A 23,575-nucleotide genomic window follows, 5' to 3' on the forward strand; every position below is an offset into this window, starting at 1 on the left:
GTGAAGGTCGGCTTTTCTTTGGCGACGAACGACGCGACCGCGTTCTTGTGATCCTCGGTGTCGCCGGTCAGCTGCATCTTCTCGGCTTCGAAGACGAGCGCCTCGGCCAGCGTGTGTGTCGCCGAGTAGGCGAGCGACTGGCGCACCGATGCGTAGGCAACCGTCGGCCCGACAGCGAGCTTCGCGGCGAGCTCAGCAGCGGCCGCCTCCAAGCCCTCAGCCGGCACCACCGACGTCGCCAGGCCAAGCTCGAGCGACTCCGCAGCCGGCACGGTCCGCGGGAAGTAGAGCAGCTCCAGAGCCTTCGCCTGACCGATCAGCCGCGGCAGCGTCCACGAGATCCCGGTGTCGCACGACAGCGCGATCCCGGTGAACGCGAGGTTGAACCCGGCCGTATCCGCCACGATCCGGAAGTCGCACGCGAACGCGATCGACGCGCCCGCCCCGGCCGCCACCCCGTTGATCGCAGCGATCACCGGCTTCGGCATCTCGGCCAGCGCGAGCGCGATCGGCGCGAAGTGATCCGGCACCGTGCTCCAGAGCGCGTCCGTGTCGTTCGCCTGCAGCAGCCCGATGTGCTCCTTCAGGTCCTGCCCGACGCAGAACGCCCGCCCGGTCCCCGTCAGCACCACGACCCGTACGGCGTCGTCCGCGGCCGCAGCCTGGATCGTGTCGCGCAGCAGCACCTTGGTCGGGGTGTCGAGCGCGTTCATCGCGTCCGGCCGATTCAGGGTGATGGTGGCGACACCTTCGGACACGCCGTACGTGACAGAGTCACTCATCGTGGTCAGCTCCTTGACGGTGGGTGAGGAAATTCAGTGCGTTGTCAGGCAGTCGTCGACGAAACGCCCGGCCGCGGGGCTGAGTCGTTCCGCGTGGAAATCGAAGTATGCGGCGGCCCGCGTGCCGGCCCAGCCGGCCGGCAACAGCTCGTCCGGCAGCCCCGGATCGAGGAAGAGGAACTTGCGCCACTCGTGCACCAGTTCGGAGCGGACGGCGAACGCCTGCTCGTCGGTCGTGCCGTCCCCGGCCGCGTCGACCAGGGCCTTGGCTTCGATCAGCCAGGCGTCGTACGACGCGCCGAGCTCGTCGAGTTTCCAGACCCGCCGGGCGAACTCGATCGCCGACGAGTCGACCGGCGCCCGGAAGCGGTCGGCGGTGATCCCTTCAACCTCCAGGATCTGGTCGACCTCGGTGTCGTTGCGCAATCCGACCCAGGCGCCGTCCGACAGCGGAGCCCAACCCAGGAAGGCGAGTTGGCTCGCCAGCTGATCACGGCGGCGGGCGTTCGGGACCTCGTGCAGGATGCCCAGATGCCAGTGCCGGTCCCATGCCTCGACACCGCCCGGTACGCCGTCCGGATGGGTGCCGTCGGCCCCGGTTCGGTAGATCCGCGCGGCCGCGTCGTCGAGGCGGCGGCGCGCCCGGGCCGACAACGCATATCCGGGTTGACCGTCGATCCGGACCGGCTCCAGCCAGGCCTGCCGGACCATCCGCGACACCGCGGTCCGGACAGCCGGGGGATGAACGCCCAGCGGTGCGAGCAGGCGCACGAGCGCGGCCACCGGTGCGCGCGCTCCACGCGCGCGCAGGTGGTCGCCGTACAGGTCGAAGAGGGCTGAACGGGCGTGCACAAAACCCGAGTCTGCCGTATGGTGCGCGCCTTCGGCCTGTGATCGGGGATAATGGGTCCGGATACACACTGCGATACGCGCCGACGGCGCATCACCGCACGGCGCCGGCGACGGTTGTCCGCGCGGTGTCGTCGCTCAACACCGAACTGGGAAGGGGTGCGCGCATGGCGGCGATGAAGCCGCGGACGGGCGATGGTCCGCTCGAGGTCACCAAGGAGGGCCGCGGGATCGTGATGCGGGTTCCGCTCGAAGGCGGCGGCCGGCTCGTGGTCGAGCTGAACGCCGACGAGGCGACCGAGCTCGGTAACGCACTGAAGGCCGTCGTCGGCTGACCGACTCTCCGGGGTGCCTTCCGCACCTCTGTCATTTCCTACGACCCCGGTGGGTGCCTTTTCTGGTACCGGCCGGGGTCGTTACGGTTGGCCAGCAGTTTCTTTGACACTTGACCAGTGAGGACCCTCCAGTGGCTCGCCGCACCAGCACCTCCGTGTACCCGACGATTCCGGCCGTGGATTGGCAGCCGGGCCTGCCGGTGCACGGCGCACCGACGTGGGTGGTCGTCGTCGGGTCGAGCGGGTTGCCGGCGGCGGCGAAGGAGGCGAGCGAGCGGCTCGGGGTCGACCTGACCCGACTGCTCGAGGTGCAGCAGGAGGCCGGCTTCAGCGCGTCGGCCGGTTCGACCGTGGCCTACCCGCTGCTGTCCGGCGAGGTCAGCGAGGTGCTGCTGGTCGGCGCCGGTGACGGGACCGCGAAGGAGCTGCGGCACGCCGGCGCGGCGATCGCCCGGTTCGGCCGCGGCAAGGACGAGCTCACCACGGTCGTTGCCGAGGGCATCGACGACCAGGCGCTGCAGGCCTTTGCCGAGGGCGTCGTACTCGGCTCGTTCAGCTACACCCTGAAGACGGTCGACAAGGGCAAGCCGGTAGCAGGCCGGGTCACTCTGACCGACGGCTCTACGGCCGAGCGGCAGGCCGTCCTCGACCGCGGCATCGTGATCGGCCGGACCGGCTGGCTCGCCCGCCAGTTCGCGATCACCCCCTCGAACGAGAAGGACCCGGCCTGGCTCGCCGCCCGCGCCACCGAGCTTGCCAACACCACCGGCCTCGAGGTGACGGTCTGGGACGAGAAGAAGCTCGCCGCCGACGGGTTCGGCGGCATCCTCGCGGTCGGCCAGGGCTCGACCCGCCCGCCCCGATTCATCCGGATGGACTACGTACCCGACGGTGCCACGGACAAGACGCCGTACGTCGTCCTGGTCGGTAAGGGCATCACCTACGACACCGGCGGCCTGTCGCTGAAGCCGCGCGAAGGCATGGTGTCGATGAAGCGTGACATGACCGGCGGCGGCTCGGTGATCGCGACCCTGTCGGCGCTCCGCGAGCTGGGCGCGAAGGTCCGGGTCACCGGCCTGATCTGCTCGGCCGAGAACATGCCGTCCGGTTCGGCGTACCGCCCCGACGACGTGATTCGCCACTACGGCGGCCGCACCACCGAGGTGAAGAACACCGACGCCGAAGGCCGCCTGGTGATGGCCGACGGCCTCGCGTACGCCGTACAGGAACTGAAGCCCGACGTCGTCGTCGACATCTCCACCCTCACCGGCGCGATCAAGGTCTCCCTCGGCGCCATGCTGTACGGCGGCCTGTTCGCCACCGACGACGCCCTCGCCGACAACCTCACCGAAGCCGGCCGCGTCTCCGGCGAAGAGCTCTGGCGAATGCCCCTGGCCGACCAGTACCAGGACCTCATCGCCACCCCCATCGCCGACGCCGTCAACTCCTCCAAGGGCCCCGGCTCCATCACCGCCGCCCTCTTCCTCAAAGCCTTCACCGGCACCACCCCCTGGGCCCACCTCGACCTCTCCTCCATCGCCGAATCCCCCGCCGACCGCCACGAATACTCCGCCGGCGCCACCGGCGCCGGCGCCCGCCTCCTAACCACCTGGCTAACCACCAACTCCCCCACCGCCGGCATCGCCTAACCCCCACCCACCTCGCCCGCTCCCCCCGAGCTACCCCATCTGATGGGTAGACCCATCGCATGGCGGGTTGGCCAACGAGAATCCGATTGGCCAACCCACCATCTCGTGGGTATACCCATCGGAGTTATCCACAGGCGGCGGGAAGGGGGAGCGCTGGGCGGGATGGACGGGTGATGCTGGGGTGGTGAACCCAGAGTTGAGAAGGATCGCCGACCAGCAAGGCGGGGTCGTCAGCAGCCGGCAGGCGGCGCAGGCCGGGTACACCCGCGAGCAGATCCGTGAGCGGCTGGCCGATGGGCGCTGGAGGCGTGTGCGGTACGGGCAGTACGCCGATCGCGTCGACCTCGGTGACATGCCGCCATGGGAACGTCAGTTGTTCCATCACAAGCAACTCGTTCATGCTGCCATCAACTCGATGCGCTCGGATTCTGCGGTCGTCTCGCATCACTCCGCCTTGGTGCTGCACGGCGTACCTGTGTGGGGAGTAGACCTGTCCGAGGTTCAGCTGACGCGGACGACGCTCCGCACTGGATCGAACGCTGGAGTTCGGCACCACCGTGGTCTGTTCGACCCGGCCGATCTGACCGAGGTCGATGGCCTGATGGGGAGCACAGTCGCGCGTGCTGTTGCCGAATCGGCGGCCTGTACGTCGTTGGAGTCCGGCGTGGTCAGTGTGGATGCCGCCCTACGGGACGGTCGGATCGCGCCCGGTGAGCTCGACCGCCTCGTGGAGCAGACCGAGTTCTGGCCGGGTGGGCCGGCGATCCGGGCTGCCTTCGCGTTTGCGAATCCGCTGTCCGAGTCAGTCGGTGAGTCGAGGATGCGGGTGCTGATGCACAATCAGGGTCTGCCGCCGCCGATTCTGCAGGCGACGTTCGAGAACGAGGACGGCTTCATCGGCAGGACTGACTTCTTCTTCGTCGAAGAGGGCACCATCGTCGAATTCGATGGCCTGCAGAAGTACGCCGACGGATCGCGGGAAGGCCTGATCCGCGAAAAGGTTCGGGAAGATCGTCTCCGTGCTCTCGGGTTCGAGGTCGTCCGGACCACCTGGGCCGACCTGAACCAACCGCCCCGAACGGCGCGACGCATCCGGGAGGGCTTCGCACGAGCCAGGGCGATGCGTCGCGCTGGTTGACCCGCCTGAAGGTGGGTTGGCCAACGAGAATCCGGTTGGCCAACCCACCCTGCGATGGGTCTACCCACCAGATGGGGAGGGTTACGGGGTCCAGGTGCGGAGGATTTGGGGGTAGGCGGTGTGGGCGGTGCCGAAGTGGTTTACGGGGCCCATGGAGTGGGTGGTGACGGTGGCGCGGAGGGTGGTGGCGCAGGCGGGGGCGTTGGTGGGGACTACGTCGGTGTCTTTGGTGCCGGTGTAGAAGTGGATGGGGGCGGGGGTGGTCCAGTTGTGGCAGATCTGGTCGGCGTCCTGGAGGGCTTGGCGGAAGTGGGCGGTGGGGTGTTTGAGCTTGGCCAGGAACTGGTTGGTGAAGAGCTTCGCCGGAGTGTCGGGGAGGCCTGCGACGATTTCTCCCTCGGTGTGGGTGCCGTCGAGGAGGCCTTCGACGGTGTCGGCGTACGGCGGGCGGAAGGCTTCGCGCGGGTTGTTGTAGAGGCCGACGGTGCGATCCCAGGCGGTGGTGAAGTAGGCGAGGTACATGGTGGCGACGTGGGGCTCGACCTCGCCGGTGAAGACTGCGGGGAGCTCGACGTCGAGGAGATCGTAGGGGCCGGCTACGCCGCGGATTTCGCCCAGGCGGAAGGAGCCTGCTTCGCCGCGGGTGAGGGCTCGGCCGACGCCCAGGGTGGCGCGGCCGCCCTGGGAGAAGCCGGTGACCAGTACGTCGCGTTTGAGGGCGACGCCGTGTCGGGCGGTGAAGGTGCGGGCCGCGAGCAACAGGTCGATCGAGGCGCTGGTCTCGGTGTTGGTGTCGATGTAGGGGTGCTTGCCCGGGCCGAGGCCGAGGCCGAGGTAATCGGGGGCGATGGCTGCCAGGCCAGTGCCGGCGAAGAGGGCGGTGATGAGGCGGTCGGTGGACTCGGGGTCCACGGAGGCGGCGTAGGCCTTGGTGGCGGTGGTGCCGTGCAGGTACTCCGCGACGGTCAGTGCGCCGTGCCGGCCGTCCGGCAGTACGACGATGCCGCTGGCGGTCGTCGGCCGGCCGTTGGGGTCGATGGTGCGGTAGATGAGCCGGTAGACGGTGACGTCGTACCGGGATTTCGGTGTGCCGACGAAACCGGCGTCGGTGGCGGCCGCGTCGAGGTCGGCGGCTTTGAGCTTGGCGACCTCGACTGCGGAGACGAGCGAACCGCGCACCGCCGTCCGCTCGGCAAGGGCGGCCTGGGCGACGGCGGCCTGGGCCAGGGACGGCTGGGTGACGGCGAACGCCGTGAGTGGCGCCGCGAGCAGCGCGCCGATGGCGAGCGTGGCGGGGATGATGCGGATCGCACGGGATGTCATGCATCCAGCCAACCGTCAGCGGTCGCTCGCCACCATCAGGCCAACCCCCGAATCAGGGTAGGGATATCCCTACCCTGCCAAGGAGTTGTACAGCTCGACCGTTCGCTCGGCGACCGCGTCCCAGCCGAACTGCGACACCGCGCGTTCGCGACCTGCCTTGCCCATCGCCGCGGCCTTGGACGGGTTGGCGACCAACTCGTTGATGCCGTCGGCGAGTTCGCGCTCGAACGTGTCGATGTCGTTCTCGTCGTACCGGACGAGCGTCCCGGTGACCCCGTCGTCGACGACCTCCGGGATACCGCCGACCGCGCTGGCGACGACGGCTGTCTCGCAGGCCATCGCCTCGAGGTTGACGATGCCGAGCGGCTCGTAGATCGACGGGCAGCAGAAGGCGAGCGCGTGCGTGAGCACCTGGCGGACGTCTTCGCGCGGCAGCATCTCGGACACCACGAAGACGCCGTCACGCGCAGCCTTCAGGTCGTCGATCAGCGCGTCAGTCTCGGCCTTCAGCTCGACAGTGTCGGCCGCACCGGCCAGCAGCACCAGCTGCACCGACGGGTCCAGCCGCAGCCCTGCACGGAGCAGATGCGGCACACCCTTCTGCCGAGTGATCCGGCCGACGAACGTCACGTACGGCCGGCTCAGGTCGACCCCGAGCCGCTCCAGCACGTGCGTCGACGGGTCCGGGTGGTAGAAGTCGGCGTCGATCCCGTTCGAGATCACATGCACCTTGGCCGGGTCGATCGACGGGTAGCAGGCCAGCACGTCGTCCCGCATCCCGCGGCTGACCGCCACCACCGCATCAGCAGCCTCGTACGCCGTTTGCTCGGCCCAGCTCGACAGCCGGTAGCCACCGCCGAGCTGCTCGGCCTTCCACGGCCGGCGCGGTTCCAGCGAGTGAGCGGTCACCACGTGCGGGACGCCGTACAGGAGCTTGGCCCAGTGGCCGGCCATGTTGGCGTACCAGGTGTGCGAGTGCACGAGCTGTGCCGCGCCGACCGCCGCAGTCATGGTCAGGTCGGTGGAGAGGATCCGCAGCGCCGCATTGGCGTGGGGGATCCGTGGGTCGTCCTCGGAGTGCGCAGTCGCGCCCAGACGTGGCTCACCCATGCAGTGCACGTCGACATCGAGCAACCGGCGCAACTCGCGCACCAGGAAGTCGACATGCACCCCCGCCCCGCCGTACACGTCCGGAGGAAACTCACGCGTCAGAATGGCGACCTTCATAAAGTCCGACGATAAGTCATCAGGACGTGTGTGTAGCGACCCAGAACCGCAGCTTCCCGTGTCGCTCGTCCTCCAGCTCCCCACCGGCCGCCTGGATGACCTTCCGCGACGCCAGGTTGCCCGCGTCGCAGGTGACCAGCGCTGGGTCGATGCCGAGCCCGGCGACGAAGGGCAGCGACTGGACCAGCATCTCGGTCGCGTAACCGCGGCGCCGGGCAGACGGGCGGACGCAGTACCCGATGTGGCCGCCGAGCTCGAGCAGCGGCGGAGTCAGCTCGTGCCGGATGGACATCCGGCCCAGCCACTCGTCGCCGTCGACGAACCACAGAATCGAGTGCGGAACGATGCCAGGTGCCAGTACGGCGTCCGAATCCGCAGCGGCCCGGGCCTCGGCGACGAACCGCTCGAACTCGGCCGGATCCACCAGGTCCTCGCGGGACCAGGTCTCCTCCTCGCCGCCGATGTACGTCCGCGCACCCATCCACCGGCCCTGCAGCTCAGGCTCCAGCTCGTCCCACGCCTCCAGGAACGACCTGTGGACGGTGACTGTGGGTTCGACGAGCGTTGGCATCCGTCCAGTGTCACTCACACCCGGTGAGGAACGAGTGGTGAACGGGGGCGGTCGGGGTGGTGAGCTTCGGCATGCTTCAGTCTCGCGACACTCGCACCCGCTTATGTGTCGGGGCTGCCGGGGCTAAGGTGCGCACATGGCAAAGGCGCCCAGAGTTCTCGGAATCGTACTGGCCGGTGGTGAGGGGAAGCGGCTGATGCCGCTGACGGCGGACCGGGCCAAACCGGCTGTGCCCTTCGGCGGCAGTTATCGGTTGATCGACTTCGTGCTGTCCAACCTGGTGAACGCAGGGATCCGAAGTCTGTGCGTACTGACGCAGTACAAGTCGCACTCGCTGGACCGGCACGTGACGATCACCTGGCGGATGTCGACGTTCCTGGGCAACTACGTCACCTGTGTGCCGGCTCAGCAGCGTCTGGGCCCGCAGTGGTACCAGGGCAGTGCGGATGCGATCTACCAGTCGATGAACCTGATCAACGACGCCAAGCCCGACATCATCGTGGTGTTCGGCGCGGACCACGTGTACCGGATGGACGCCTCCCAGATGGTGGCCGACCACATAGCCCGGGGTAACGGCGTCACCGTCGCGGGCATCCGGGTGCCGCGGGCCGAGGCATCGGAGTTCGGCGTCATCAAGACGGCTGACGACGGCCACACGATTGCAGAGTTCCTGGAGAAGCCCGCTGACCCGCCTGGGCTGCCGGACTCGCCGGACGAGACGTTCGCGTCGATGGGTAACTACGTGTTCAGCGCCGATGTACTGGTGGAGGCCCTGCGCAAGGACGCGGCCAATCCGGCGTCCCGGCACGACATGGGCGGCGACATCGTCCCGATGCTCGTTGCCGAGGGCAAGGCCGGGGTCTACGACTTCAAGGACAACGACGTGCCCGGGGCGCTCGACCGGGACCGCTCCTACTGGCGGGACGTCGGTTCGCTGGACTCGTACCACGAGGCGCACATGGATCTGGTGTCGATCCAGCCGGTGTTCAACCTGTACAACTCCGACTGGCCGATCTTCACCTCGCACCCGCAGCTGCCCGGTGCGAAGTTCACCGACAACGCGACCGTCAGCGAGTCGATCATCTGCCAGGGCTCGATCGTGTCCGGTGCGACCGTCGACCACTCCGTGCTGGGCTCCAACGTGAAGGTCGGCGCCGGTGCGAAGGTGGAGCGTGCGGTCATCATGGACAACTGCACGATCGGCGCCGGTGCGGTGCTGAAGAACGTCATCCTGGACAAGAACGTGGTGATCCCGCCAGGTGTCGAGATCGGCATCGACCAGGACTATGACCGGCAGCGTGGCTTCACCGTCTCCAAGGGCGGCGTCACGGTGCTCGGAAAGGGCCAGGTGGTCGACCCACCCGCCGTACGGGCTGTTGCGGAGCCGGAGGTCGCCGAGGCATGAGCCGGGAGGCGGAGGCACACGCACTGGACGCCGCCGACCCGGGACACCGGGAGCTCTTCGACATCCCACCGGTGCACGAGGGTCCCTACCCCGAGGTCGCGTACTTCGCGGGGAACTCGCTCGGGCTGCGGCCGAAGGCGACGCGCACCGAGCTGCTCGCGGACCTGGACTCGTGGGCTGCTCTCGGCGTCGAGGGCCATCTGGAGGGTGAGCGGCCCTGGCTGCCGTACCACGAGCTCCTGACCGGACCGGCGGCCCGACTCGTCGGTGCGCTGCCGAGCGAGACCGTGGTGATGAACTCGCTGACGGTCAACCTGCACCTGCTGATGGTGTCGTTCTACCGCCCGACAGCCACGCGGTACCGGATCCTCATCGAGGACTCGGCCTTCCCGTCGGACAGCTACGCCGTACAGTCCCAAGCACGCTTCCACGGGTACGACGACGCTGTCGTCCGTCTGAAGCCCAGACCGGGCGAGGACTGCCTCCGTACGGCGGATGTCGTCGAACAGCTCGGTGATGACGTGGCACTGGTGCTGCTCGGCGGTGTGAACTACCTGACCGGTGAGCTGATGGACATCCCCGCCATCACCGCGGCCGGACAGTCAGCTGGTGCAGTGGTTGGCTGGGACCTCGCTCACGCGGTCGGCAACGTACCGCTGGAGCTGCACGAGTGGGGCGTCGACTTTGCGGCCTGGTGCTCGTACAAGTACCTCAACTCGGGCCCCGGCTCGCTGGCCGGAGTGTTCGTGCACGAGCGGCACCTGGGTGGCGACCTGCCGCGGTTCGAGGGCTGGTGGAGCACGGAGGCCGCTACGCGCTTCGAGATGACGCCGTACTCGCGACCGCCGCAGTCTGCGGACGCCTGGCAGGTGTCGAACCCGCCGATCTTCTCGATGAGTCCGGTACGTACCTCCCTGGAGATCTTCGACCGGGTGGGCATCACTGCACTGCGTGAGCGCAGTCTGCGGCTGACCGCGTACTTGGAGACGCTGCTCGACGTCCCGATCATCACTCCGACCGACCCGGCGCGCCGAGGCGCACAGCTGTCGCTGCGGATCGGCGGTGCGCTGACTGCCGGTGGGCTGGCCAAGCGGCTACGGTTCGAGTACGGCGTGATCGCGGACGCACGCGAACCAGATGTGCTGCGCCTGGCGCCGGTGCCGCTGTATTCGACGTACCACGACTGCTGGCGCGCGGCGGCAGCGCTGGCCGAGGTGATACCGGGATGAAGGTTGCGATCGTCGGAGCCGGGCTGACCGGCAGTCTGCTGGCCTGCTACCTGGCCAAGCGTGGGCTGACGGTGACCCTGTACGAGCGTCGGCCGGATCCGCGCGTGGCCACGGCCGAGCGTGGCCGGTCGATCAACCTGGCCATCTCCGAGCGCGGATTGGATGCGCTGCGCCGGATCGGGCTGGATGCGACGGTAATGGCCGATGCGCTGCCGATGAAGGGCCGGATGATCCACCCGGTCGCTGGAGCGCTCGACTTCCAGCAGTACTCGGCCAGTGGCGACCGGGCGATCAACTCGATCAGCCGGGGCGCGTTGAACAACGCGCTGCTGACGGCCGCTACGGCGGCTGGCGGCGTGACGGTGGAGTTCGAGCATCGGTTGTGTGAGCTGGACTCGGCAGCCGGGCGGATGGTGTTCCAGACGCCGTCCGGGAAGGTGTCGGTCGCGGCTGACGTGGTGCTGGGTGCGGACGGCGCCGGCTCGGCAGTGCGCGAGCAGTTGCTGACCGAGGGCATTGTTGCCGAGGACGTCGACTTCCTGGACTACGGCTACAAGGAGCTGTCGATTCCGGCAGTGGACGGGGAGTTCGCGCTGGACCCAGGTGCGTTGCACATCTGGCCGCGTGGGACGTCGATGATGATCGCCCTGCCGAATCCGGACCGCTCGTTCACGTGCACGCTGTTCTGGCCGGCCGGGTCGTTCGACGCGCTCACCACGGCAGAGGCGATCATCGGGTACTTCGGTGAGCACTACCCGGATGTGCTGCCGTTGGCGCCGGATCTGGTCGACGACTACCTGCACAACCCGGTCGGTGTGCTCGGCACTGTTCACACGCTGCCCTGGCAGGCGCACGGGCGGACCGGTCTGATCGGCGACGCAGCACACGCCATCGTGCCGTTCTACGGCCAGGGCGCGAACTGTGCGTTCGAGGACGTCGTCGAGCTGGACCGCTGCCTGGACGACACAGGTGGTTCGTGGGCCCGCGCACTCCCGCTCTTCGAGGCACGCCGTCGCGAGAACACCGAAGCCATCGCGGACATGGCTCTGAACAACTTCATCGAGATGCGCGACAAGGTCGCCTCCCCGGTCTTCCGCCTCACCAAACAGGTGGAACACACGCTGGAACGCCTACTGCCGGGCCGCTACGTCTCCCGCTACGAACTCGTCTCCTTCAGCACCACGCCGTACGCCGAGGTCCAGCGAAGAGTGCACCGCCAACACCAGTACGTCGGTCTGGCGGCGGCGGGTCTCGTACTGGTCGTACTGAGGTTGTTGAGGAGGCGCAGGTGACGCTTTGGACGCCTGAGCTGCTCACTGGCCAGCCGACCTCGGTGGGGCTCCTTCGGCACTTCGTCGGCGGCTCCTTCGTCGAGAGCTCCCGCAGGTTTGCCAAGGTGAGTCCGGTGACGGGGGAGCAGATCTTCGAGGTGTGCGAGGCGGACGAGTCCACCGTGGATGCGGCGGTGGAGGCGGCTCGTGCGGCTCTTAAGGGCCCGTGGGGCCGGATGTCGGAGCAGGAGCGGGCTAACGTCCTGCGGCGGGTGGCGGACGAGCTGGAGCGGCGGTTCGACGACCTGGTCGCGGCTGAGGTTGGTGACACCGGCAAGTCGATCAGCCAGGCGCGCACGCTCGACATCCCGCGTGGGGCGGCCAACTTCCGTGCCTTTGCGGACTTCGCGACGACGACACCCACCGAGTCCTACACGACCACGCTGGCGGACGGACGCCGGGCGCTCAACTACGCGGTCCGCAAACCGGTCGGTGTCGTGGCGATCGTCGTACCGTGGAATCTTCCGCTCCTCCTGCTGACCTGGAAGGTCGCACCGGCGCTTGCCTGCGGCAACGCGGTGATCGTCAAGCCATCCGAGGAGACACCGTCGTCGGCCACTGTTCTCGCCGAGGTGATGGCGGCGGCCGGCGTACCGGACGGGGTTTTCAACCTCGTGCACGGCCTCGGCCCGGCGTCCGCGGGGGAGTACCTGACCCGCCATCCGGGGATCGACGCGATCACCTTCACCGGCGAGTCCGCGACCGGTACGGCGATCGCCAAGGTGGCCGCGGAGCGGGTGAAGTCGGTCTCGTTCGAGCTGGGCGGTAAGAACGCCGGCGTGATCTTCGCCGACGCCGACCTGGAGGCGGCGGTCGAGGGTTCGGTCCGCTCGACCTTCACGAACGGCGGCCAGGTCTGCCTCTGCACAGAGCGCCTGTACGTCGAACGCCCCGTGTACGACGAGTTCTGCGCCAGGCTCGCGTCCCGCGCCGGCGAACTCACCTACGGCTGGCCCTCCGATGAGGCCACGGTGAACATGCCGCTGATCTCCAAACAGCACCGCGACAAAGTCCTCTCGTACTACGACCTCGCGCGTGCCGAAGGTGCCGACGTACTCGCGGGTGGCGGGGTACCGTCGTTCGGTGATGCCCGCGACGGTGGTTGCTATGTGCAACCGACGGTTGTGACTGGATTGCCCGCGGATGCCCGGACGAACCGCGAGGAGGTGTTCGGGCCGATCTGCCATATCGCGCCGTTCGACACCGAGGACGAGGCGTTCGCGCTGGCCAACGACAGCGATTACGGGCTCGCGGCAACGGTCTGGACGCGGGACGTCGGGCGCGCGCATCGAGCCGGTGCGGCGCTTGAGGTCGGTCTGGTCTGGGTCAACACTTGGTTCGTGCGCGATCTGCGAACGCCGTTCGGCGGGATGAAGTTGTCCGGGGTCGGGCGTGAGGGCGGACGGCATTCGTTCGACTTCTACTCCGAACCGACCAACGTCTGCGTGGAGCTGTCATGACAGTTGTTGCAGGTAAGGCGAAACCGCGCGGACGGTTCCCGCATGTGAAGGTCAGCAACGGTTTCGCGTTCGTGTCCGGTACGTCGAGCCGGCGGCCGGACAACACGATCGCGGGGGCGTCGGTCGACGAGCTCGGCACGACGACACTCGACATTCGCGAGCAGACGCGCGCCGTACTGGAGAACATCCGCGACATCCTCAAGGCGGTCGACGCGGACCTCACTGACCTGGTGAGTGTGACGACGTACCTGGTGTCGATGAACGACTTCGGTGGGTACAACGAGGTCTACGGTGAGTACTTCGACGAGAACGGTCCATCGCGCACAACTGTTGCGGTGCATCAGTTGCCGCATCCCCAGTTGCTGATCGAGATTCAAGCCATAGCGGCGATCCCGGCTAAGGAGTGAACTATGAAGGCGACCAACTTTCCGGAGTGGATCGAGGAGAACAAGCATCTGCTGAAGCCGCCGGTCGGCAACAAGCAGATGTTCCCGACCGGTGACGACTTCATCACGATGGTGGTCGGCGGGCCGAACCAGCGCACCGACTTCCACGTCGACCCGTACGAGGAGTTCTTCTACCAGATCAAGGGTGAGCTGCGGGTCAACGTGATGACCGAGGACGGTCCGGCGACCGTCGAGGTCAACGCGGGCGAGATGTGGGTGCTGCCGCGCAACATGCCGCATTCACCGCAGCGCGGTCCGGACTCGATCGGCCTGGTGATCGAGCGAGTCCGGGAACAGGGCACGCTGGAGAAGTTCCGCTGGTACTGCGGTGAGTGCAGCGCGATCGTGCACGAGGTCGAGCTCCAGGTGACCGACATCGTCGCCGATCTGCCGCCGGTCTTCGCCGCGTTCTACGAAAGCGAAGAAGCCCGCACCTGCCCTTCGTGTGGTGCCGTCCATCCTGGTAAGGCGTAAGTGGCCGTAGACGTCCACACCCACCTGGTCCCCAAGGGCTGGCCCGATCTCGCGGTCGCCTGTGGGGGCGAGGGGTGGCCATGGCTGCGGGTGGACTCCGAGCGGGCCGCGATGATCATGGTCGGCGAGACCGAGTTCCGCCCGGTCGGCCCGCAGGCCTGGGACACCGCCGTACGGCGTGCCGATATGGATGCCGATGGCATCGATCTGCAGGTGGTGTCGCCGACCCCGGTCTTCTTCGGCTACGACCGGCCGGCCGCGCAGGCGGTCAAGCTGGCAAGGATTTTCAACGACCGCACGCTGGAAACACTAGCCGGTGATGAGCGGTTCGTCCCGTTCTGTCAGGTGCCGCTGCAGGATCCGGACGCGGCCTGTGCCGAGCTGAACCGTTGTCTGGATGCCGGTCACGTTGGGGTGGAGATCGGCAACCACGTCGGCGACAAGGATCTCGACGACGCCGGGATCGTTGCCTTCCTCAAGCACTGCGCCGAGACCGGTACGCCGGTTCTCGTGCACCCGTGGGATATGCCGGGAGGGCCGAGACTCGACCGCTGGATGGCGCGCTGGCTGACCGGAATGCCCGCCGAGACGCATCTGTCGATCATCGCGATGATCCTGGGCGGGGCGTTCGACGTACTGCCGGAGTCGTTGCGGATCTGTTTCGCCCACGGGGGCGGGAGTTTCGCGTTCTGGCTCGGGCGGTTGGAGAACGCCTGGCATCGGCGTGGCGACATCGTGCGTGGTTGCTCAGAGCATCCACCCTCGCACTATCTGAATCGGTTCTTCGTCGACACAGTGGTGTTCGAATCAGCGCCTTTACGGCTACTTGTCGATACCTTGGGAGAAGACCGGGTACTGGTCGGCAGTGACTATCCCTATCCACTGGGTGAGCGACCGGTCGGGGAGGTGGTGCGGAAAGCCGGCTTCCTGACCGTGGAGCAGCAGCAGAAGCTGTTGTCGACGAACGCGAAGCGTTACCTCGGGAGGCCCTGAATGAGCGAGGACCGATCGGTTCTGACCCGCTCCGCCCGTGAGCCTGACGAAGAGCTCCGGTACGGCGACCACGCGGACCACGTGATCGACCACTGGCACGCGAAGAACCCGCGCCCGCTGGTTGTCTACATCCACGGTGGATTCTGGCGCCCGGAGTACGACCGCATGCACGCCCGCTCACTGGGCGCCGCTCTCGCCGACCTCGGCTGGCCGGTCGCCTCCCTCGAATACCGCCGCGTGCCCGGTGAACCCGACGTCACGACCTCAGACATCCGTACGGCGCTCGACCGGCTCCCGGACTTGGTCGACGTACAGTCCGGCTACGTGCTGGTCGGCCACTCCGCAGGCGGTCAGCTGGCGCTCTGGGCCGCCGCCACGCTCAACCCGGTCCGCCTGCGTGGCGTGGTCGCTCTAGCCCCGGTCGCCGACCTGCTCCTGGCTGACCAGCTGATGCTCGACAACGGCGCCGTACAGGACTTCATCGGTAGCGGTGTTCGCAACGACCTGGACCCGGTCCACCTCCCCGCCCCGATCGCCTCAGTGTCCATCCTGCACGGCGTCAACGACTCCGTCGTACCCCTCCAGGTAGCGGAGTCCTACTTCACCGCCCACCCCACCTCCCGCTTCAACCGAGTCCCAGACTGCGGCCACTACGAGCTGATAGACCCCGAAACAGACCCGTTCAACGACCTGACCACCGAACTGGCCCGCCTCACGACGTAGTGACCTGGTTGCTGGATAGGTTCGTTTTAGGACTAGTCCACAACTCGGGAGAATCTGAATGCGCAAGTTGATCGCTGCCCTCTGCCTTGGCGCTGCCGCCGTAGCCGTCGCCCCTGCCGCACCGGCTCTCGCGCAGGTGCAGGGAGCGCCGCAGCATCGCGGCCACTTCGTACTTGAGTCGGAGTGCATCCGCGAGGGCAACCGGATCCTGCAGACCAGCCCGCGGGCCGAGACCTACGAGTGCAGGCCGTTCGCGCTGGGCGGCTTCGACCTGTACGTGACCTACCGCTGACGTCAGCTCTTCGAACGCGCCGCCGGGTCTCCCGTGCGGCGCGTTTGTCAGTTCAGGCGCTTGGTGGCGGTGAGGAGGCCTTCGGAGGTGGGGAGGAGTGCGGAGACCAGGTCGTCGTCTTCCCGGACTGCGCGGATGAGGTCGCGCAGGGCGGTGGTCTCGGGGTCTCGGTGGGCCGGGTCGGGGACTCGGCCACCGGTGAGGATGCCTGCGAAGACGACGATGCCGCCGGGGCGCAGGAGACGGAGGGCCTCGTGCAGGTAGGCGGTGTTCTCGCGGCGGTCGGCGTCGCAGAAGACCAGGTCGTAGTGGCCGTCGGTGAGGCGGGTGACCACGTCCAGGGCCGCACCCGCGATCAGGCGGAAGCGGTTCGAGGTGATGCCGGCGTCCAGGAAGGTCTTGCGGGCCAGGCGCTGGTTCTCGGCGTCCAGATCGACCGTGGTCAGGGTGCCGTCGGTGCGCATGCCGCGGAGCAGGGCCAGGCCGGAGACGCCGGTGCCGGTGCCGATCTCGACGACGGCTTTGGCGCCGACGGTGGCGGCCAGCAGGCTGAGTGCGGTCGCCGAACCGGAGCCGATCGCGCCCACACCACTGTCCGCGGCGCTCGCCCGGGCACCGGTGACGACCTCGTCGTCTCCGATGTAGTCCTCGGCGTACGCCCAGGAGCTCGGGTCGATGCCGCTGGCGATGATGCCCTCCCGTGGGTCTGCGGGGTAATCCGCTGCTGCGCTGCTCATGCTGCCGAGAAGCCTAGCGGCACCGGGTCCGGTTTCCCCGCCTCCCGCGCGGAGATTGCGCAGAACTGCTCATTACAACAAGCCCGCAATCAGATATGATCGCCCTAGACAGGGCGGAGCTCTCCCCAGGACAGGAGGTACGGCGAGATGCGGCTAAGCGCGGATGACGTCGATGCCGGCTTCCTTGAAGACGGTCAGCTGGCTCTCGTCGGCCTGGGCGTCGGTGACCAGGGTGTCGATCTCGCTCAGTTCGCAGATCCGGGCGAAGGCGCGCTGGCCGAGTTTCGAGGAGTCGGCGACCACGACGACCTTGGCGGCCCGGCTGACGATCAGCTGGTTGATGTTCGCCTCGCCCTCGTGGTGGGCGGTGGCGCCGGTCTCGTCGATGCCGTCGACACCGATGAAGGCGATGTCCAGCGACAGGTCGGCGAGGATCCGGTGCGACAGCGGCCCGATCATCTCGTAGGACTGTGGCCGGGCGACGCCGCCGGTGAGCACCATCTTCACGTGCGGCCGGACGATCAGCTCGTTGGCGATGTTCAGCGCGTTGGTGACGAGGGTGAACGCGGGCTCGCCGTGCTCGGCGGACAGCTCCGGGCGGGTGGCCAGCGTGCGCGCCACCTCGGAGATCGTCGTGCCGCCGTTCATCCCGATCACCATGCCGCGCCGGACCAGCGTGGCCGCGGCCTGCGCGATCCGCTGCTTCTCGGACGCGAAACGCGCAGTCTTGTAGCGCAGCGGCAGGTCGTAGGACACCGCGTTGGCGACGGCGCCACCCCGGGTCCGGGTGAGGAGCTGCTGCTTGCCCAGGTGGTCGAGGTCGCGCCGAATCGTCGCCGCGGACACGTGCAACTGCTCGGCGAGTTCGTCGACGTCGATGGCGCCCTTCTCGGCGAGCGACTCGAGCAAGGTGTTGAGGCGTTCATAACGCTTCACCCTGGGCTCCTCCTTCACACAATCGGTCAGCCGGATGGCGGCCGGTTGGCACCATTCGATCACGTTCGAGCAGTTTCGACCATCAGAAGTGCGGAGACGACATGACCCAGACGCCCGATGAGAGCCCTTTCGTGACCGCTGAGATCGCCACCCAGCCTGCGCTTTGGCGCCAGGTCGGCAGCGGTTTCGCGCAGTACGGTGACGCGTTGCCGAAGGCCGGCCAGCGTGTCGCAGCGGTCGGTTGTGGCACCTCATGGTTCATGGCGATGGCGTACGCCGCCCTGCGTGAGGACCTCGGTCAGGGCGAGACGGACGCGTTCGCCGGTTCGGAATTCCCCAAGGACCGCCAGTACGACGTCGTGGTCGTGATCAGCCGGTCCGGTACGACGACCGAGGTGCTCGACCTGATCCGGTCGACCGACCTGCCGACCGTGGCGATCACCGCGACCCCGGGTTCGCCGATCGTCGAGCTGGCCGATCACGTGATCATGCTGGACTTCGCCGATGAGCAGTCCGTTGTTCAAACCCGGTTCGCGACCACCACGCTGGCGCTGTTGCGCGCATCCCTCGGCCAGGATCTCGAGCAGGCCGCTGCGGATGCGGAGACCGCTCTGAGCATCGACGTCGACGAACTGGCCAAGCTCGAGCAGGTCACGTATGTCGGGACCCGCTGGACCGTCGGCCTGGCCCACGAAGCGGCCCTGAAGCAGCGCGAGGCGGCCTCTGCGTGGACCGAGGCCTACCCGGCGATGGACTACCGGCACGGCCCGATCGCGATCGCGCAGCCCGGCCGTGGCGTGTGGATCTTCGGTGAGGCGCCGGTCGGCCTGCTCGACGATGTCGCCGCCACTGGCGCCATGATCGTGCACCACGCCGAGCTGGACCCGCTGGCCTCGCTGGTCGTCGCCCAGCGCGTGGCGGTTGCGAAGGCGCTCGCGCTCGGCCTGAACCCGGACCAGCCGCGCAGTCTGACCCGCTCGGTGATCTTGTCCTGAACAGTGCACGGATCTTCGCGGCCCGCCGTTGACCCAGGGTAGTCGAGTGATTACCTTGGGCGCCGTGGGCCGCCTTACCACCGAGTAGGCCGGTGGTGGACAGGCGGTTCAGCCGCCCGTTCCACCGAAGGAGTTGCCGTGCGCGCATTCCGCCGTCGTCCGCTGCAGATCTTCCTCGCCACGCTGTTCGCCGCCGCCGTACTGACCCCAACCACCGGGCATGCGGCCGCCAATCCGTACGAGCGCGGTCCCGACCCGACCAACGCCAGTATCGAAGCACCGCAAGGCCCGTTCGCCACCGCGACAGTGACCGTTCCGCCGTCCGGGGCGCGCGGTTTCGGCGGCGGCACGATCTACTACCCGACCAGCACCAGCGAAGGCACCTTTGGTGCGGTCGCCATCTCACCCGGTTTCACGGCGACTCAGTCGAGCGTTGCCTGGCTAGGACCACGGCTGGCCTCGCAGGGCTTCGTGATCATCACGATCGACACCCTGTCCCGCTTCGACTCACCGGCCAGCCGTGGTGACCAGTTGCTGGCAGCGCTGGACTACCTGACCACCAGCAGCTCGGTCCGGACGCGGATCGACGCGAGCCGCCTCGGCGCGATGGGGCACTCGATGGGCGGCGGGGGCTCTCTGGAGGCTGCCAAGGACCGGCCGGCACTCCAGGCCATCGTCCCGCTGGCCGGCTGGAACACCACGAAGAACTGGTCACAGGTCGCCGTGCCGACCCTGGTCGTCGGGGCCGAGAGCGACACCACCGCCCCGGTCAGCAGCCACTCCGAACCGTTCTACACCAGCCTGCCGGCCACCCTCGACAAGGCGTACCTGGAGCTGAACAACGCAAGTCACTCCGCTCCGACCTCGCCGAACACGACGGTCGCGAAGTACAGCATTTCCTGGCTGAAGCGCTTCGTCGACGACGACACCCGCTACGAGCAGTTCATCTGCCCCGGACCTGGGGCGAGCACAACTGTCGAGGAGTACCGCTCGACCTGCCCGTTCTGATCTGGCCCGGCCCGGCCGCACGAGGCGGCCGGGCCTTGCCGGCTAGAACCAGGCGTGGCTGGTGACCGCGTGCTTGAGCTGGGCCTCGCTCAACGGCGGCTGCGGCGACAGGTTGGGACCGCCCTTGCGGCCGTAGGTGTAGGCCATGACCGTGATTTCGTAGTGGTCCTTGGTGATCAGCGTGGCCGAGTTGGCCTTGCCGCCGCCGTCCACTGCGGGCTCCTCGCCACGTGTCGACACCAGGAAAGTCCCGTCCGGGCGCTCAGTACAGATGACCGCACGACGGGTGGCGCTCGCCGCGTCGACGCGGATCTCCTCGCAGCGCTCGGCCGGGGTGCCGCGGTAGGCGTCGAACATGGCACTGACGAGGAAGCCATCCCACAGGAAGTGCGCGATCTGGGCCTGCTTGCCGTCGTCGATGATCCGGCCGGTGCGCTTCTCGGCCTGGGTGATCTTGCCGGGGAAGATGTGGGCGAAGGCGCCGGGCAGGTTCGCGGCTTTGACCGGGATGTCGGCCTCCGCTGGTGGTGGGGGCAGGGGCTTGTCGCTTGGCTTGCCCTTGGGTGGGACCGCGGTCGCCTTCGTGCTGGTGACGGCGGGCGCCGGGGCGCCTGCTGGTGCGATCCCGTTGCCGCTGGTGCTGGTGGCGAGGGGCAGTGCGACGCCCACGATGCCGGCCACGCCGACGGCTGCGGCGAACGCCGTACCGATGGTGTGCAGCCGGTGTTTGGCCCGGCCGCGGGCGATGCCGCCGCGGACCAGTTCCGCGACGTCCACCTCGACGTCTGCCGTGGTGTCGTGGAACAGCGTCGTGACGCGGTCGTCAGCGGCTGTCTTGTCGTCGTACATGTCAGTCCTTCCCGATTCTCAGTGAGTCGTCGGCCAGCCCGCGGATCCGTTCGAGTGCGCGCATACTGCGGTTGCGCACCGCGCCCGGTGAGGCGCCCATCCGGTCGGCGACCTCGTCGACACTGAGGTCCTCGAGGTAGCGCAGTACCAGCACCACGCGGTCAGCAGACGGCAGCTCGGCCAGCAGTGCCCGGAGCGCCAGCCGGACGTCCGCCTTGGCCGCCGGATCGTCGACCAGTTGCTCCGGTACGTCGGCGTACGGCTTCTCGCCGCTGCTCCGAAGCCGCCTCCCGCCGAGGAACGTCCGAGTCAGCGTGGTCTGCGCATAGGCAGCTGGATTGTCGATCCGGCCGAACGGCCGTCGCCACCGTGCGTAGAGCTTGGCGAGCGTCTCCTGGACGAGGTCCTCCGCCTGGTGGTGACTACCGCACAGCAACCACGCCGAGCGGTAGAGCTGAGCAGCCCGCGCTTGCGCGAACTCCTCGAACTCCTGCTCCGTTGTCGACCCACTGCGATTCGGCATCGTTCTCCTCGGTTGGCGTCACCCCTTTCGATGCGATGCCGTCCCTGAATGTCACACCGATCCGGGTCAGTCGCAGTGGACGGCCGTGAAAAGCCCGATCACCGCGCTCGACGTGTCACCGCCGGGCAGCGGGTTGTACGACAACGTGGCGTGCGTGGAACCCGAGTGAGTCGAGTACGTCGTGTAGCCCAGAATCTGCCCGCTGTGTCCCTCGACGGAGGTCCCGCAGGGTAGTCGGAACCGCTGCAGACCCAGCCCGTACTCGAACAGGTCAGTTGCGGGGACATAGCGCCGCATCTCGGCCAGTGCGGCTTTGCTGGTCAGCCTCGCTGCGAAGAGCGCCTCGAAGAACCGGTTGACGTCAGCCGTCGTGGAGATCATCTCGCCGGCCGCCCAGTCCAGCGACGGGTTCATCAGCGTCGCGTCGACCAGCCTGCCGTCGACCGAGGCGTAACCGGGTGCATGCGGTGACGGCAGACCAGGCCGATCGCCGGGCAGGCTCGTCTGCGTCAACCGCAGCGGTCTCAGGATCCGTCTGCTGATCTCCGCGCCGTACGAGCGGCCGGTGACCCGCTCGATCAGCAATCCGGCCACGATGTAGTTCGTGTTCGAGTAGTGCCACCCGGCGCCGGGCTCGAAGTACGGCGGGTGACTGAATGCGACCTCCAGCAGCTCCGAAGGTTCGTAGTGCCGGAAGCGATCAGCACCCCGCCAGCGATTGGTCGACCACCCAGGATCGTGCGCGTAGTCGTAGATCCCGCTGGTGTGGTCGAGTACCTGCCGCACGGTGATGCGCTCACCGTTCGGCACGACGCCAGGCAGGTATCGCGCGATCGGATCGTCGAGCCGCACCCGTTTCTCGTCGACCAGTTGCAGGACCACCGTGGCCACGAAGGTCTTGGTCACGCTCCCGATCCGGAAATACGCCTGAGGGGCAACCGGTCCGGCAGATCCGGATTGCGCACCTACGCGCAGCACGGCGGTGGCGGCCCCGCCGGAATCGACGATCTGTTGCAGCTGAGGGGCAGGGAAAGTGGGGGAGACGGCCAGTACGGCGCTGGCCAGGAAGGCGGTGAGGTTCATGGCCAGAACGCTATGAAAATAAGGACTTTGGCGACATCCGGCTAACCCCCGAACCTCGCCGGGGGATAACCCCACCTGCCACGCCGAGTGCGGCGGCTGACACCAAGGTCCCCGCAATCACGAGCAGCATCGCGCGAGTTCCGAGCACCGGAATCAGCAGCCCGGCGGCAGCCTGGCCGAGAGCGGACGTGCCGACGCGCAGACTGGCCGCGGTGGTCCCGACGCGACCCTGCAGAGCGGCCGGGCTGTACTGCTGCCGTGCCGCGAACATGGCCGGCAGCAGCGGTCCTTCGATCGCACCCGTCAGCACCGCCAGCACCAGCAACACGGCGAATGAGCCTGCCAGCGGCCAGAACGCGAACGCGACACCGTAGGCGGCAGCCGCGGCCATCACGAGGTGCTCCGGCCGCCAGCGGGTCTGGAGGCGAGTCGACAACAACGCCGTACAGACGCTGCCCACTTCAAGGGCAGTCCACAGGTAGCCGGCCGCCGACCGTGGTGCGTGCAGCGTGGGCACATGCAGCGGCAATGCGATCAGCAACATGCCCATTGCACCCGCGAGCACCGTGGTGGTGATGGTGGAAGCGCGCAGCCGCGGTGTGCGGACCAGATGCCGCAACCCCGCGACCGCAGAGCTGAGCAACGGCTCCTGAGCACCTGCTGGCAGAGCCGGAAGGCGGGTGATCGCAACGATGCTCGCCATCGCTGTGACGGCAATGGCCACTCCCGCGACCTCGACCGACAGCGTGGCCGCCAGGGTCGCCGCTAGGGCAGGTCCCGCGATTGTCGCCGTACCGAAGCTCGCGGCCTCGAAGGAGTTGGCCCGCGGGAGCTGCTCCGCGGGCACCAGTCGCGGCAGCATGCTGGTGAAGCCACCGGACACCATCGGCAGCGTCGCTCCGGCGACCGCAGCCAGCGCAGGTGTCACCCAAGCCAGCGTGTGGCCCACTGCGGCGAGCAGCGCGATCATCACCACGACCAGCACGCCCTGGTTCGTGGCAAGCGCCGTACGGCGGTAGGGCGTCCGATCGAGCCATGCGCCGAGCAGCGGACCGGTCACGACCGCAGGCAACGCATACGCAGCTCCGGTCGCCCCAGCCAGTACGGCGCTGCCGGTGCGGTCCAGCACGAGTAACACCAGCGTGAACGCCACCATGTCGTCGCCGAGGCGAGCCAACGTGGCGGCGGTGAAGTAGGAGCGCATGTAACGCAAAGTA

Annotated in this window: 25 protein-coding genes; 14 read left to right on the forward strand and 11 right to left on the reverse strand. The window is 67.9% G+C overall.

Annotation, left to right across the window (positions count from 1 at the left end; translation table 11 throughout):
* Positions 1–782, reverse strand: a 782-nt coding sequence (locus ABD231_RS16615; protein ID WP_344151900.1) for an enoyl-CoA hydratase/isomerase family protein, incomplete at its 3' end; no start/stop codon positions are given.
* A gap of 33 nt (positions 783–815) precedes the next feature.
* On the reverse strand, positions 816–1,634 hold the full coding sequence (locus ABD231_RS16620; RefSeq protein ID WP_344151903.1) for a PaaX family transcriptional regulator: 819 nt from the start codon (positions 1,632–1,634) through the stop codon (positions 816–818).
* Positions 1,635–1,798: 164 nt separating this feature from the next.
* On the opposite strand from ABD231_RS16620, the gene ABD231_RS16625 reads away from it, so the two are divergent.
* The 3 genes from ABD231_RS16625 to ABD231_RS16635 all read left to right on the forward strand — a co-directional run bounded on the left by ABD231_RS16625 (position 1,799) and on the right by ABD231_RS16635 (position 4,753).
* Complete coding sequence (locus ABD231_RS16625; protein ID WP_012923066.1) at positions 1,799–1,966, forward strand: DUF3117 domain-containing protein; 168 nt, start codon at positions 1,799–1,801, stop codon at positions 1,964–1,966.
* A gap of 131 nt (positions 1,967–2,097) precedes the next feature.
* Entirely contained in the window at positions 2,098–3,615 is a 1,518-nt protein-coding gene (locus tag ABD231_RS16630; protein WP_344151906.1) for a leucyl aminopeptidase family protein, read from the forward strand.
* A 184-nt stretch (positions 3,616–3,799) separates the two neighbouring features.
* Complete coding sequence (locus ABD231_RS16635; RefSeq protein WP_344151909.1) at positions 3,800–4,753, forward strand: type IV toxin-antitoxin system AbiEi family antitoxin domain-containing protein; 954 nt, start codon at positions 3,800–3,802, stop codon at positions 4,751–4,753.
* Between the two features lie 81 nt (positions 4,754–4,834).
* Here ABD231_RS16635 and ABD231_RS16640 read toward each other — a convergent pair whose 3' ends face one another.
* The 3 genes from ABD231_RS16640 to ABD231_RS16650 form a co-directional block, all read right to left on the reverse strand.
* Positions 4,835–6,076: an alpha/beta hydrolase gene (locus ABD231_RS16640; RefSeq protein ID WP_344151913.1), complete on the reverse strand. Its 1,242-nt coding sequence runs from the start codon at positions 6,074–6,076 to the stop codon at positions 4,835–4,837.
* Positions 6,077–6,145: 69 nt separating this feature from the next.
* A complete protein-coding gene (glgA, locus tag ABD231_RS16645) occupies positions 6,146–7,303 on the reverse strand; it encodes a glycogen synthase (RefSeq protein WP_344151916.1) in 1,158 nt (385 codons plus the stop codon).
* Between the two features lie 19 nt (positions 7,304–7,322).
* Positions 7,323–7,874, reverse strand: coding sequence for a GNAT family N-acetyltransferase (locus ABD231_RS16650; RefSeq protein ID WP_344151919.1), 552 nt, complete (start codon positions 7,872–7,874; stop codon positions 7,323–7,325).
* A gap of 136 nt (positions 7,875–8,010) precedes the next feature.
* Here ABD231_RS16650 and glgC point away from each other — a divergent pair, with 136 nt between their 5' ends.
* The 9 genes from glgC to ABD231_RS16695 are packed head-to-tail and all read left to right on the forward strand — an operon-like array spanning position 8,011 to position 16,227.
* Entirely contained in the window at positions 8,011–9,279 is a 1,269-nt protein-coding gene (gene glgC / locus ABD231_RS16655) for a glucose-1-phosphate adenylyltransferase (RefSeq protein ID WP_344151922.1), read from the forward strand.
* Positions 9,276–10,508, forward strand: a complete 1,233-nt coding sequence (gene kynU / locus ABD231_RS16660; protein ID WP_344151925.1) for a kynureninase — start codon at positions 9,276–9,278, stop codon at positions 10,506–10,508. The genes glgC and kynU overlap by 4 nt, the downstream gene beginning before the upstream one ends.
* Positions 10,505–11,800 (forward strand): FAD-dependent oxidoreductase, encoded by a 1,296-nt coding sequence (locus ABD231_RS16665; protein ID WP_344151928.1) that lies wholly within the window; start codon positions 10,505–10,507, stop codon positions 11,798–11,800. The genes kynU and ABD231_RS16665 overlap by 4 nt, the downstream gene beginning before the upstream one ends.
* Positions 11,797–13,299, forward strand: a complete 1,503-nt coding sequence (locus ABD231_RS16670) for a 2-hydroxymuconic semialdehyde dehydrogenase (protein WP_344151930.1) — start codon at positions 11,797–11,799, stop codon at positions 13,297–13,299. The genes ABD231_RS16665 and ABD231_RS16670 overlap by 4 nt, the downstream gene beginning before the upstream one ends.
* Entirely contained in the window at positions 13,296–13,706 is a 411-nt protein-coding gene (locus ABD231_RS16675; protein WP_344151933.1) for a RidA family protein, read from the forward strand. Before ABD231_RS16670 ends, ABD231_RS16675 begins: the two co-directional genes overlap by 4 nt.
* A 3-nt stretch (positions 13,707–13,709) precedes the next feature.
* Positions 13,710–14,219 (forward strand): 3-hydroxyanthranilate 3,4-dioxygenase, encoded by a 510-nt coding sequence (locus ABD231_RS16680; RefSeq protein ID WP_344151936.1) that lies wholly within the window; start codon positions 13,710–13,712, stop codon positions 14,217–14,219.
* Positions 14,220–15,212: an amidohydrolase family protein gene (locus ABD231_RS16685; RefSeq protein ID WP_344151939.1), complete on the forward strand. Its 993-nt coding sequence runs from the start codon at positions 14,220–14,222 to the stop codon at positions 15,210–15,212.
* A complete protein-coding gene (locus ABD231_RS16690) occupies positions 15,213–15,935 on the forward strand; it encodes an alpha/beta hydrolase family protein (protein ID WP_344151942.1) in 723 nt (240 codons plus the stop codon).
* 58 nt (positions 15,936–15,993) lie between these two features.
* On the forward strand, positions 15,994–16,227 hold the full coding sequence (locus tag ABD231_RS16695) for a hypothetical protein (protein ID WP_344151945.1): 234 nt from the start codon (positions 15,994–15,996) through the stop codon (positions 16,225–16,227).
* Between the two features lie 47 nt (positions 16,228–16,274).
* Here the strand turns inward: ABD231_RS16695 and ABD231_RS16700 are convergent, their stop codons facing one another.
* Both ABD231_RS16700 and ABD231_RS16705 read right to left on the reverse strand, forming a co-directional pair.
* Entirely contained in the window at positions 16,275–16,964 is a 690-nt protein-coding gene (locus ABD231_RS16700; protein WP_344151948.1) for an O-methyltransferase, read from the reverse strand.
* A 153-nt stretch (positions 16,965–17,117) separates the two neighbouring features.
* Positions 17,118–17,900 (reverse strand): DeoR/GlpR family DNA-binding transcription regulator, encoded by a 783-nt coding sequence (locus ABD231_RS16705; protein ID WP_132410249.1) that lies wholly within the window; start codon positions 17,898–17,900, stop codon positions 17,118–17,120.
* A 101-nt stretch (positions 17,901–18,001) separates the two neighbouring features.
* On the opposite strand from ABD231_RS16705, the gene ABD231_RS16710 reads away from it, so the two are divergent.
* Positions 18,002–18,895, forward strand: a complete 894-nt coding sequence (locus tag ABD231_RS16710; RefSeq protein ID WP_344151952.1) for an SIS domain-containing protein — start codon at positions 18,002–18,004, stop codon at positions 18,893–18,895.
* 138 nt (positions 18,896–19,033) lie between these two features.
* Positions 19,034–19,903, forward strand: a complete 870-nt coding sequence (locus tag ABD231_RS16715) for a poly(ethylene terephthalate) hydrolase family protein (RefSeq protein ID WP_344151955.1) — start codon at positions 19,034–19,036, stop codon at positions 19,901–19,903.
* A 42-nt stretch (positions 19,904–19,945) separates the two neighbouring features.
* Here the strand turns inward: ABD231_RS16715 and ABD231_RS16720 are convergent, their stop codons facing one another.
* The 4 genes from ABD231_RS16720 to ABD231_RS16735 all read right to left on the reverse strand — a co-directional run bounded on the left by ABD231_RS16720 (position 19,946) and on the right by ABD231_RS16735 (position 23,562).
* The gene (locus ABD231_RS16720) at positions 19,946–20,752 is read right to left on the reverse strand and encodes a hypothetical protein (protein ID WP_344151958.1); all 807 of its coding nucleotides are present in this window, start codon (positions 20,750–20,752) and stop codon (positions 19,946–19,948) included.
* Position 20,753: 1 nt separating this feature from the next.
* Positions 20,754–21,275 (reverse strand): SigE family RNA polymerase sigma factor, encoded by a 522-nt coding sequence (locus ABD231_RS16725; protein WP_344151961.1) that lies wholly within the window; start codon positions 21,273–21,275, stop codon positions 20,754–20,756.
* 66 nt (positions 21,276–21,341) lie between these two features.
* Entirely contained in the window at positions 21,342–22,358 is a 1,017-nt protein-coding gene (locus tag ABD231_RS16730) for a serine hydrolase domain-containing protein (protein WP_344151964.1), read from the reverse strand.
* Positions 22,359–22,368: 10 nt separating this feature from the next.
* Positions 22,369–23,562: an MFS transporter gene (locus ABD231_RS16735; RefSeq protein WP_344151967.1), complete on the reverse strand. Its 1,194-nt coding sequence runs from the start codon at positions 23,560–23,562 to the stop codon at positions 22,369–22,371.
* Between the last annotated feature and the right edge of the window lie 13 nt (positions 23,563–23,575).

The sequence above is a fragment of the Kribbella yunnanensis genome (assembly GCF_039529655.1).
Classification (GTDB): Bacteria; Actinomycetota; Actinomycetes; order Propionibacteriales; family Kribbellaceae; genus Kribbella; species Kribbella yunnanensis.